An 11,155-nucleotide genomic window follows, 5' to 3' on the forward strand; every position below is an offset into this window, starting at 1 on the left:
AGCTGGTCGAAAAAGGTTTATCGTGAGAAGTCAGCCGACGCCGTAGTAGTGATGAAAATCATGAAGGGCTGAACAATTTATAGTGTTTCTACGCCATGAATGCATGAAGGATAAACTTCTGAATGTGTTAATGATGAAAGTATGAGCGTATCTCAGAGGATAATCAAAAGAGAAGTGTTCTTCGTCACGTGAAAGGAAAGGAAGAAACGAGTGTGGAACTTTTAGAAAAGATATTAAGTAATCAGAATATGAACGAAGCCTATCTTCGAATGTACCGAAATAAAGGTGCAGGCGGAGTAGACGGCGTAACTGTAAAGGAACTGAAAGCGTACCTGAGGGAACACAAAGAGGAATTGCGAACGCAAATCAGGAAAAGGAAATATAAACCAATGCCGGCACTACGGGTAGAAATACCGAAAGAAAATGGAAAAATGCGCAAATTGGTTATTCCAACGGTGGTTGACAGAGTTATCCAACAAGCGATTAGCCAAGTGCTCAGCCCTATATTTGAGAAGCAATTCAGCGATTACAGCTATGGCTTCAGACCAAGAAGAAGTTGCGAAATGGCAATGATTCAAGCATTGGAATATATCAATGACGGGTACATGTGGCTGGTGGATATTGGCTTAGAACGATTTTTCGATACGCAGACGATAGCCTTATCTTTGTCAAAAGCGAAAAGGCAGCAAATAGAGTCCTTACTTCCATTACAACATTTATCGAAAAGAAACTGGGACTAAAGGTAAATGCAGAGAAAAGTAACATATCACGCCCGACGAAAACCACATTTCTCGGCTTTGGATTTTACTATGACGCAAATAAGAAGAAATTTCAACCGAGACCCAGTAAAGCATCGATTCAAAAATTCCAAAGAAAACTCCGTCGATTGACGAAAAGAAACTGGAGTATCTCCTTGGATGACAGAATCGTTAAATTAAAACAGGTCATTTATGGTTGGGTTAACTACTTTAGGAAAGCTAATATGAAGCGTGTTTTAGAATCCATAGATGCCAAGCTACGCTCCAGAATAAGAGTGACTATCTGGAAACAGTGGAAGAATAACAAGAAGAGAATCAACTCTCTTGTCCAACTTGGTATACCAAAAGAAGAAGCTAAGGGTCTAACTTATTGTAGGAAAGGTTTTCGATTTATTGGTCTATCGAAAGTTTTTCATAGAGCTTTATCTAATAAACGATTAAGGCAAAGAGGTATCCCCTTTGCCTTAGACCATTATCTAAAAGTACACACTGAGATATAAATTGAACCGCCGTATACAGAACCGTATGTACTGGTGGTGTGAGAGGGGCGAAAAGATAGGTAGCTTTTCCCTCTACTCGATTTGATTAATTACAGTGCTGCCTTTTTATCCACACTCTTATTTTCCCAGATCTGCTCTAACTCTCCCAAAGTCTTTCCTTTTGTTTCCGGTACAAACTTCCAAATGAAGATAACGGCAAGCACACTCAATGCACCGTAAATAGAGAATGTCATTCCACCTAGTACATCATTGATTGGCGGAAATGTGGAAGAAATCGTTAAGTTGGCAATCCAGTGTAATGCAGTTGCGATAGATACAGCTTGTCCGCAGATACGGTTCGGAAATATCTCGGATACAAAAATCCATGTGACCGTTCCCCAAGTTAATTGGAAGCGATTCATCTAACAGACCATCTTGGTCATACGTTCCGGAAAATTTAACAATCTTGCCTAGCTTTCCTGATTCCACAAGCTCTTTTACATAAGCGTTCGCAGGATTCATCACGTTATTATAGCCAACATAGTTAACTACGCCTTTTTCTTTGGCAAGCTCTGCTAATTCCACCGATTGTTCTGCTGTCAATGTTAATGGTTTTTCACAGTAAGTATGTTTTCCATTCTCTAAAGCAGCTTTAGCAATATCGTAGTGAAAAGCATTTGGGGTTGCAATGCCAACTAAGTCAACATTTTCATTTGTGACAATATCCTGCCAGTCGGTTGTATATCTTGGAACCTAAGCCGATTACAGGCTACCTGTGCAGCTTCCTCGCTTACGTCTGATACAACTTCAAATACAGGTTTTCCATATTCAGGTCCAAAAGCTATTAAAGCATTTACAAATGAGTTGCTATGAGCCTTTCCCATCCAACCTGCACCGACTAATCCAATTCTTACATCCATATTAAATACCTCCTAGATAACTTTTTGTTAAGTTTTTATTAACTTTGTTTCTAACTAGAATACTATTATAGATTTTTAGACAAGCCATTAGTTAATATTGCTTTAAAATTTAAGAATCTTGCTCTTTGGTATTTTAGCGGTCTATTTGATATACTTTATAAAATAGTTTTCAAAACAGCTGTAATGCTTGAAGATCCGTATTAAATTTACTGAGCCTAAGGAGATATGCATATGCAAATTGAAGATAAAGGAACGGTAGAACCATCGAAAATGTATTTTGCAATGACCAATGAATTTGCAAAAAAAAGCACTTTATTATGTGATCAACTCTGGCAGATTTTATTGCAATACGAATTATCAAATTAGAAGAGAAACACTAGACAGCTTCCTGTTCATTTATGTCAAAGAGGGGAAGCTCGTAATTCAATATGATGGGCACTCTTTTGTTGTTCAATTAACATTCACACCTGACCCTAACAAAGAAGTTATGGAATATGGTTTGGAAAATGTCTTGGTTCATGGGAAAGGGATCCGTAATCATCATCCAGACATTCCTTTGCAACCATACCTATTTGCAAAAGATGCGATGATATATAGTCATATAGATCGTAAGGGTTCTCTCGACCAATTACGATAGAAAAGGGATATTGTAAATAAGGTGATGACATTAAAAATACCAGCTGGATCTATTAATAGATCCAGCTGGTATTTTTTAAATGATAGAAGAATCTTACCTCAATACCTTCCAATTCTGGTTAGTTTGCGGAATAAACTCCTCTGTATTTTCCAGTTCCTCAATCAGCATTTCCGTTACACCAAACGGAAATTCCTTGATAATTTTATCCTCGCCAAACATATCATAGCCGCCTGTACCACTTGCACGGTAACTGCTTGTCGCTACGCAGTATTTTTTGTTTGGATCCAGTGCTTCTCCGTTAAATGTAAGAGAAGTAATCCGTTCACCTTTTGGTTTATGTAGATTAACAGTATACTGAATTCCTTCCCACATATCATAGTTATAGCTGAGTAAACGCGGATATTTCCAAGACTCACTTATCGCAGGAAGGCCGTCTGCGTCCAATGTTAGAAAGGATGCGCTGAACTCAAGAGAGGACCGGATTTCTTCTCCGGTTGCCTCCATCACGACTAATGTATTGGCAAACGGATAGAATGCATGTATATCTCTTCTGGTAAGTGTATTGCTGAATGTCATACCCTGTGTGAGGAAAAAGGCTGTTGAGGCCATTTCCGCTCCAGTGATTTTCAAAAAGGTTTTATTGACCCATTCAATCATAGGATGTTCTTTTATCCATACATCCTTCAGCGGATCTTCAATTTGCATCGTAGACGGGTCAGATATAGTTGTTAATGTTTCATCGAGCCAATCGTCTACTTCTTTTTCTATCTCTTTGATATCTGATAAAATCGTTTCGTCTGCTGGAGCATCTTTTACCGGAAGGAGTGACGTTTCTTTGTGTACCAAAGTAAATTGGTCTTCTTCTTGATCTTTTTCCAGGTCCAAATCAATGCGGCCGACGAATTCTCCTTTTGTTCCAGACTGAATAACCGCTGTGCCCGCTTCTGTAACTGCCTGATAAACCAGGTGCTGGTGACCAGTAATTAATACATCGATTTCAGGCAGACTTGCCAATAACTCATTTCCCTGGTTTTCTCCATTACTGGCGGCAAGATACTGACCTGTTACAGGGTCAGATTCAAAACCTCCATGATAGGCGATAATGACAACATCCACCTGTTTCTCATCTTTTAAATGGCGTATCCAATTTTTTGCAGTTTCCACCGGATCCAGGAAATCGAAGCGGTCAATATGACGGTCCGGCTCCCACACGGGAATATTTTTGGTTGTCAATCCAAGGATACCAACCGTCATTCCATCAAATTTTTTAATCGTATATGGTGTCCCAAAATAAGGATCTGAAGTTCTTTTTTTTACGATATTAGCAGATAACCATGGGAAGCTCGAATCGTTCACGGCTTTTTCCAGCTTCTCCCGGCCATAATTGAATTCATGATTACCGATAACAGCTGCATCATATTGAATGGTATTACAGGCAGAAATTACCGGATGAATTTGACTGTTATCCTCTTTCTCTGCAAGCATGTAATGCGAAAGCGGCGTGCCCTGCAGCATATCTCCATTATCAATGACAATTACATTTTCTTCTTCTTTTCTTACAGTATTTATGACAGAGGATACTTTGGCATAACCTTTGCCATCATAGCTTTTGTCCTGGCTGTTATATGGTGAAATTTTGCCGTGGACATCACTTGTAAATAAAATAACGATTTTTTTCTTTTTCAAAAAAATACACGCTCCTTTCGTTCTTGAATAAGGCTGGTATAAGAAGCCTCCTCCCATAAATCTACTTACGTATGATCTATGGGAGGAGGTTAATTAAATCGTTCTTAAGTAATTCTCTTTCTCAATGCACTGGAAAGCAGGTCGACGATTAATACGACTACAACAATTCCGATGAGAATGATACCAACACGGTCCCAGCTCCGGCCCTGGATGGCAAAAATTAATGCTGTACCGACTCCTCCGGCACCAATGAGCCCTAATGTAGCTGCAGAACGCATATTGATTTCAAAACGATAGAGTGTTGCGGAAATAAAACCTGGCAATACTTGAGGAATGACTCCAAAAGCAAGCTGCTGCAATTTATTCCCTCCAACAGCCGCAATCGATTCAACAGGTCCCGGATCCATAGCTTCTACTTCCTCTGCATATAATTTACCCAGCATCCCCATCGCTCCAATACCAAGTGCCAGCATCCCTGCAAATGCACCAGGTCCGACTACCTTGATAAAAAGAAGGGCGAGAATGATATCCGGAAGTGTACGGAAAAAGCTCAATACCCCTTTTCCACTTTGGGAAGTGATAAAGCTTTTACTTAAATTTTTGGCTGCCCAAAGCCCGACAGGAACCGCAAGAATAATAGACAGGAAAATACCGGCAATGGCAATAGCCAAGGTTTCCAGCAGTCCTCGGATTAAATCTTCACCGTCAGGACTATATACATAGCTCCAATCCGGAGAAATAAAGCCTTTTAATATATTTTTCGTAACAGGTCCTGCTGTTTCTTGAATACCTCTGAACTCAATTCCGGAGATTGCCCAGACGTATATAGCAATCAGGCCGATAAGAATAATTGCGATTTTTCCTCTTTTCCTGGCGCGTGCTTTTTTTAGTTGATCACGTTGACTCATAGCAGTTTCTCCCTTATCTTCAAACTAATTAAATCAATGATAATAACAACGACTAAGGTGTACAGAATCAGCGCCAGAACCTGATCGTAGGCGAAAAAACCAAGTGCGCGGTCATAGAAGACCCCAATACCGCCAGCTCCGACCAAACCAAGAATAGCTGCAGCACGGATATTAATTTCAAACGTATAAAGCACATAGGAAACAAAATGCGGCAGTATTTGCGGGACAACGCCGAAAGCAATCCATTGCAGTTTATTTGCGCCTACCGCAGTCATTGATTCCAAAGGTCCGTTATCAATATTTTCAATTGCTTCAAAGGATAGCTTTGCAATAATACCAATCGAAAAAATAGATAACGCGACAATCCCTGCGAGAGGAGAGAACCCGAGAATTGCTGCAAAAATAGCAGCTAAAAGTAAATCTGGAATGGTACGTAAAACGTTCAAACCAATTCGTGATAATTCCACCAGCCAGCGCAGCCGGAAAATATTACGCGCGCACAGGAACATAATAGGAATGGAAAATACCATCCCAATGGTTGTTCCTAAGAGAGCCATACGGATTGTCTCCAGCATGGCCGGCGTTGTTGTTGCTATATACGACCAGGCAGGCGGAAACATTCTGACAAATAAATCAACCATATTGTCGCTGTTCTGGATAAAAGTAAGCGGATTTGCTCCGATATAAATGGCACTAATTAACACAATTGCAAACAGACCAATGAGAAAAAAATAAAATGGCCACCTTGAAGGCTTCGCCGGGAGGGGTCCATTCAGTTTTGTGTCCATCATAGGTTTTCCTCCCCGAGCAATTCATCTTCTTTAAGTGAGCGACCGTAAATTTCTTCAAAAACCTCTGAGGTAGCCTCTTCCGGTGTGCCATCGAAGACAACTTTCCCTGCCTGAAGACCAATAATCCTTGTGGAATATTCTTTTGCCAGGTCAACAAAATGCAGATTGATAATTACTGTGACATCATCTTCTGTATTGATTTTTTTTAGATCGTCCATTACCTGTTTGGTAGTTACCGGATCAAGTGATGCTGTTGGTTCATCAGCCAGGATTATTTTTGCTTCCTGAGCCAATGTACGTGCAATGGAAACGCGCTGTTGCTGTCCACCGGAAAGTTCACTGGATCTTGTATAAGCTTTATCCAATATATTCACTCTTTCCAATGCTTTTAAGGCAAGATCAACATCCTTTTGCGGAAAAAGGTTTAAAAGCGTCCGCAAAGTATTATTGTAAGCAACACGCCCAGAGAGAACATTGCGCAGCACACTGGAACGCTTTACAAGATTGAAGCTCTGAAAAATCATTCCGATGTCTCTGCGGATCATACGCAGCTGTTTTTCCGATGCAGACGTGATAGATTTTTCATCTATTTTTATATCACCGGAAGAAATATCAATGAGACGGTTGATCGAACGGAGCAATGTAGATTTACCTGCTCCTGATAAACCGACAATCGATACAAATTCGCCTTTATTAATTTTTAGATTAACGTCTTCTAATCCTTTTACACCATTTGAGTAGACTTTAGAAACGTCATTTAATTCAATCATATTTACCCAACTTTCTTATCAGAAATAGCCGGCCATAGGCTGACTGTATACAGATTCCCATATACACAAGATGCGGGAAGATGTTAAAAAATGCTGACAAATTTTAAAAAGGATGAATAAAAAGGATTTACCCTTTTAGACATCCTTTCAGGAATGATACTATAAAGCTTTAATCAGCTTGATAATCAATCACGGAATAAATGAAAGTGAAAGTTCCGTCTGTTGATCATATCTTTATAAAGCTTTTTTTATAAATCTAACTTTCTATAGGAACAGTATGTTGTTTCTACTGTTCTTGAATGCGCTCTGAATATTCACGGACAATATCAAAATTGGAATCCTGGGATTCAACATAGCCTTCGTGTGTGTAAATGTCACGAACAATTTCCCGGCCTTCTTCGGACTCACCGACATTGATAAATGCCTGCTTGATTTTTTCTTTCCATTCTTCATCCATGTTCGTCTGTACAGCGATCGTATCGTTTGGAATAAGCTCTGTATGAGCAATCACCTTTGTATCTTCAAACACGTCAGGGAAATCAGATAAAACAACATTACGTGCATCCTGGAAGATTGCTGCAGCATCTGCTTCTCCATTAAGTACTGCCGTAACAGCTGCATCGTGTCCTTGAAGAGTTAACGGTTTTACATCTGTTAAAGGATCAATTCCCTCATCCATCAAAGCAGCAGCAGGCCAAACATAACCAGCTGAAGAAGTGATGTCCTGGAACGCAATGGTTTTACCTTTCAAGTCAGCTATGCTGTCAATATCGGAATCAGATTTTGCAATAAACATAGAGTAATAAGAGTCTACAAGTTCATCTGTGTTTGTACCGTCGTCATTTACACCGTAACGCTGAGACTGCAGTATTACATCTGCTGCACCGTATTCGTCATGTGCCTGCACATATGCATTCGGCGGCAGGAATCCTACATCAATTTGCTCGGAAGCCAATGCTTCGACAACAGAGTTATAATTTGTTGAAACACTTACAGTAACATCAATATCCAGCTCATTCTCCAGTAAATCTTCTAAAGGTTTTGCTTTTGCCTCTAAAGTTTCCGCATTTTGAGAAGGAACAAATTGTACTGTCAGTGTATCGGGTACGTATGTATCGCCATCTGATGAGTTATCGCCGTCAGCCGAATCATCTGAACTACCGCATGCAGCTAAAAATAATAAGGATACGGCAAACAGAAAAATGCCTGTTTTCTTCCACGTCATTGATAAAACCTCCTAGTAAAAAATATGGGTAATAGATTCGATTACCTATTATTTCGAAATTCTACATAATTATAACATGGAATATGTCAAATAATACATATAATTTTGCTAAAAAAAAGTAAATTATGACATAATGTTTGTTTTAAATGTAAAATATTAAAGTTTTGTAAAAGTAATGTTATTTTTTGACTATTTTGTTATAATAGAACATTATAGAAATCGTTTTCAAAAATTAATTGGGAGGTATGTGTAGAATGAAGTATGCCTTGAGATGGACGATGTCAGCCTTGTCTTTTGTGTTGTTATTAACATTTGGAAGTATTGCTGCGGCAGAAGGTCCCAATGATCCAGCTCCTGTACTGAATCCTGAAGAGCCGAATGGGATGAAAGTTCTGTTTGACAATAGTCATGGTCAAACTGCAGGGCAATCTGACTGGGTAATTGATGGAGCATTTTCTGATTTTGCTGACGCATTGGTTGAAGAAGGATACGTTGTTCAGGAGCATCGAAGTACAGAACCTTTATCACTGGAAAATTTGGAAGATTTCAATGTACTTGTTATTCCAGAAGCACAAATTCCTTTTAAGACGCCTGAACAAGATGCGATTGCAGCATTTGCTGATAATGGTGGAGGTGTCTTCTTTATAGCCGATCATTATAATGCTGATCGAAATTTCAATCGCTGGGACTCGAATGAAATCATGAATGGCTGGCGGCGAGGAGCATATGAAGATCCGACAAAGGGAATGAACATCGGAGAGCAGGAAGCAATGAATGGAGTGGAGAGCACCGATTGGCTGAGTGAAGAATTCGGAGTCCGCTTCCGGTTTAATGCAATTGATAATACGATAGGAGACGACATCGTTCCTTCATCGGAGGCTTTTGGCATAACAGAAGGTATCGGTGAAGTAACTATTCATGCAGGGTCTACGCTGGCTGTAACGAATCCTGAAATTGCCAAAGGTATTGTGTATTTGCCTGAAGGTTTAACAGAAGGTGAAAATAAATGGAACAATGCTGTCGATCAGGGTGTTTATTTTGGCGGTGGAACAGATGAAGGTCCGTTTACAGCTATAGGAAAAAAAGGAGATGGAAAGTCTGCGTTTATTGGAGATTCTTCTCCAGTAGAGGACAGTACACCGAAGTATCGGAACGAAGAGCATGGAGAGACGAAGCGTACCTATGATGGATTTACGGATGCAGATAATGGTCTGTTACTGGTCAATATCGTGAATTGGCTGGCGGATCAAGAGGATTATCAGGCTTTTTCTGAGGTGGATATTCCTTTAGATGAGCCGTCTCCAATTTTAGATATGGAGACACCAGAAAATTCTTCGGAGCCTGAAAATGAACCATGGAGAAAGCCTGCGGAGGGCTACTTATGGTATGAACCGTCGACATTTGCTGATGGTGCTTTTGGATCTGAAGTGAGTCCGCCAAAAGATATCATATATAATATTGAGACACCGGAGGAAGTTCCTGTTGATGGTACGCCATTTGAAGCAACGATAACATTAACGGATATGGAACCTGGTCAAGTTATCGAAAATGCGGAAATGCAAATTTATCTTGACGGCGGGAAAGCTGTTTCACAAATACAGAATGAAGATGGAAGCTGGCCGGGCAACAGCTATGGCTACCAAAGCATTGGTATTTTAGAAGCGGATGAATCGGGAGAAGCTGAGGTCACAGTGACTATGCGGGTCGGTAATGGTGCATCAGAAGGTAACGCAAATATCCGTCTTCGTCTGGGGGCTGGAAATAATGTTTATACGAAGACAATTATGCTTGGCGCTCAGAGTGTTTCTTTAGAATACAGCGAGGTAATCTATCCGATTGCAGGTTAGTCAGACAGATAAACGGATCAGATATTCCGATTCAATAAAGAGGTAGACAGAAAATCATATAACTTACAGTTTGAAAAACGGTAATTTACGAAGAACTATCATCTGTTATGCGGATGGTAGTTTTTTGTTGTGAAATTTTTTTGAAGGCGAAGAAAAAAAGATAAAGCACACTAGTAGCTTAATTGAAATGAATATAACAAAGGAAAGTATTAATAGGATATAATTAAATGAAAAGTATGGAAAGGGAGAGCAAACTATATGACAAATATTATCTTTGATTTACATTCACATCATGACCGCTGTGGACATGCAGAAGGAAAAATAGAAGATTATATTCAAGCAGCTATCGATCGAGGGCTTCATTACATAGGCATTTCTGATCATTCTCCATATTTTTATGCAGATGAAGATCAGCTTCATCCCGGAATAGCTATGGCCAAGAGCGAACTGAACAACTATGTAAAGGAAATATTGTCACTAAAGGAAAAATATCAGGATAAAATTCATGTGCTATTAGGAATGGAAAGTGATTATTTTCCGGAGTATGAAGCGTTGTATAAAGAAAAATATAAGCAGTATCCTTTTGACTATATTATTGGCTCTGTACATTTTGTTCATGGTAAAAGTATTTTTCAAAGAGGCAGATGGGATAATTTATCGAAACAAGAACGTCTGGAGGAAAAAGAATCTTACTACCGTTTGATACAGCAATCTGCAAAGAGCGGTATGTTTCAGGTTCTTGGTCATATTGATGCAATGAAGGGGTTTCTATTAGATTTTCATGATGAAAAGACACCAATTATAGATGAGACATTGAAGGTGATTGCTGATGAAGGAGTTGCCATTGAAGTAAATACATCTGGTAAAAATAAAGATTGTGGCGGCTGGTACCCATCTCATGAAATATTGGAAAGAGCCTATTATTATGGAGTAGATATTTCCTTTGGCTCAGACTCACATGTTCCTTCCAGGATTGGCGATGATTATAAAGAGGTACAAGAAACATTAAGACAAATTGGCTTTAAGGAAATGGTTTATTTCGTAAATAAGAAAAGACATAATGTATTATTATAATTTTGAAGGCAGGAATGATTAGCTTTCATGGTGAAAAGTGGACGACGCATATAAGCTTCG

At 39.4% G+C, this 11,155-nt stretch carries 12 protein-coding genes and 1 pseudogene; 5 read left to right on the plus strand and 8 right to left on the minus strand.

Annotation, left to right across the window (positions count from 1 at the left end):
- Positions 1 to 212 precede the first annotated feature (212 nt).
- Both MKY30_RS09895 and MKY30_RS09900 read left to right on the plus strand, forming a co-directional pair.
- Positions 213 to 740 carry a reverse transcriptase domain-containing protein gene (locus MKY30_RS09895; RefSeq protein ID WP_341083752.1) on the plus strand — a complete coding sequence of 176 codons (528 nt, stop codon included), beginning with the start codon at positions 213 to 215 and terminating at the stop codon, positions 738 to 740.
- Positions 662 to 1,258, plus strand: coding sequence for a group II intron maturase-specific domain-containing protein (locus tag MKY30_RS09900; protein ID WP_341085616.1), 597 nt, complete (start codon positions 662 to 664; stop codon positions 1,256 to 1,258). The genes MKY30_RS09895 and MKY30_RS09900 overlap by 79 nt, the downstream gene beginning before the upstream one ends.
- An 89-nt stretch (positions 1,259 to 1,347) precedes the next feature.
- Here MKY30_RS09900 and MKY30_RS09905 read toward each other — a convergent pair whose 3' ends face one another.
- The 3 genes and pseudogenes from MKY30_RS09905 to MKY30_RS09910 all read right to left on the minus strand — a co-directional run bounded on the left by MKY30_RS09905 (position 1,348) and on the right by MKY30_RS09910 (position 2,157).
- Positions 1,348 to 1,659, minus strand: a complete 312-nt coding sequence (locus tag MKY30_RS09905) for an MFS transporter (protein ID WP_341083753.1) — start codon at positions 1,657 to 1,659, stop codon at positions 1,348 to 1,350.
- A gap of 169 nt (positions 1,660 to 1,828) precedes the next feature.
- Positions 1,829 to 1,960 (minus strand): annotated as a pseudogene (locus MKY30_RS24135) (Gfo/Idh/MocA family oxidoreductase); the annotation flags it as partial.
- Positions 1,933 to 2,157: a hypothetical protein gene (locus MKY30_RS09910; protein ID WP_341083754.1), complete on the minus strand. Its 225-nt coding sequence runs from the start codon at positions 2,155 to 2,157 to the stop codon at positions 1,933 to 1,935. The gene MKY30_RS09910 and the pseudogene MKY30_RS24135, both read right to left, overlap by 28 nt.
- A gap of 231 nt (positions 2,158 to 2,388) precedes the next feature.
- Here MKY30_RS09910 and MKY30_RS09915 point away from each other — a divergent pair, with 231 nt between their 5' ends.
- On the plus strand, positions 2,389 to 2,523 hold the full coding sequence (locus tag MKY30_RS09915) for a hypothetical protein (protein WP_341083755.1): 135 nt from the start codon (positions 2,389 to 2,391) through the stop codon (positions 2,521 to 2,523).
- A gap of 364 nt (positions 2,524 to 2,887) precedes the next feature.
- Here the strand turns inward: MKY30_RS09915 and MKY30_RS09920 are convergent, their stop codons facing one another.
- The 5 genes from MKY30_RS09920 to MKY30_RS09940 form a co-directional block, all read right to left on the minus strand.
- A complete protein-coding gene (locus MKY30_RS09920; protein WP_341083757.1) occupies positions 2,888 to 4,480 on the minus strand; it encodes a bifunctional metallophosphatase/5'-nucleotidase in 1,593 nt (530 codons plus the stop codon).
- A gap of 104 nt (positions 4,481 to 4,584) precedes the next feature.
- Complete coding sequence (gene phnE / locus MKY30_RS09925; RefSeq protein ID WP_147209339.1) at positions 4,585 to 5,388, minus strand: phosphonate ABC transporter, permease protein PhnE; 804 nt, start codon at positions 5,386 to 5,388, stop codon at positions 4,585 to 4,587.
- Positions 5,385 to 6,176, minus strand: a complete 792-nt coding sequence (gene phnE / locus MKY30_RS09930) for a phosphonate ABC transporter, permease protein PhnE (protein ID WP_147209415.1) — start codon at positions 6,174 to 6,176, stop codon at positions 5,385 to 5,387. Before phnE (MKY30_RS09930) ends, phnE (MKY30_RS09925) begins: the two co-directional genes overlap by 4 nt.
- Positions 6,176 to 6,949 (minus strand): phosphonate ABC transporter ATP-binding protein, encoded by a 774-nt coding sequence (gene phnC / locus MKY30_RS09935; RefSeq protein WP_147209340.1) that lies wholly within the window; start codon positions 6,947 to 6,949, stop codon positions 6,176 to 6,178. The genes phnE (MKY30_RS09930) and phnC overlap by 1 nt, the downstream gene beginning before the upstream one ends.
- A gap of 286 nt (positions 6,950 to 7,235) precedes the next feature.
- Positions 7,236 to 8,174 (minus strand): phosphate/phosphite/phosphonate ABC transporter substrate-binding protein, encoded by a 939-nt coding sequence (locus MKY30_RS09940; protein WP_341083760.1) that lies wholly within the window; start codon positions 8,172 to 8,174, stop codon positions 7,236 to 7,238.
- Positions 8,175 to 8,428: 254 nt separating this feature from the next.
- Between MKY30_RS09940 and MKY30_RS09945 the strand changes: the two genes are divergently transcribed.
- Together MKY30_RS09945 and MKY30_RS09950 are read left to right on the plus strand one after the other, a co-directional pair.
- Positions 8,429 to 10,021 carry a DNA-binding protein gene (locus MKY30_RS09945; RefSeq protein WP_341083761.1) on the plus strand — a complete coding sequence of 531 codons (1,593 nt, stop codon included), beginning with the start codon at positions 8,429 to 8,431 and terminating at the stop codon, positions 10,019 to 10,021.
- Positions 10,022 to 10,288: 267 nt separating this feature from the next.
- Positions 10,289 to 11,095: a histidinol-phosphatase gene (locus tag MKY30_RS09950; RefSeq protein WP_341085618.1), complete on the plus strand. Its 807-nt coding sequence runs from the start codon at positions 10,289 to 10,291 to the stop codon at positions 11,093 to 11,095.
- Positions 11,096 to 11,155 lie beyond the last annotated feature (60 nt).

The organism is Oceanobacillus sp. FSL W8-0428 (genome assembly GCF_038004405.1).
Classification (GTDB): Bacteria; Bacillota; Bacilli; order Bacillales; family Amphibacillaceae; genus Oceanobacillus; species Oceanobacillus sojae.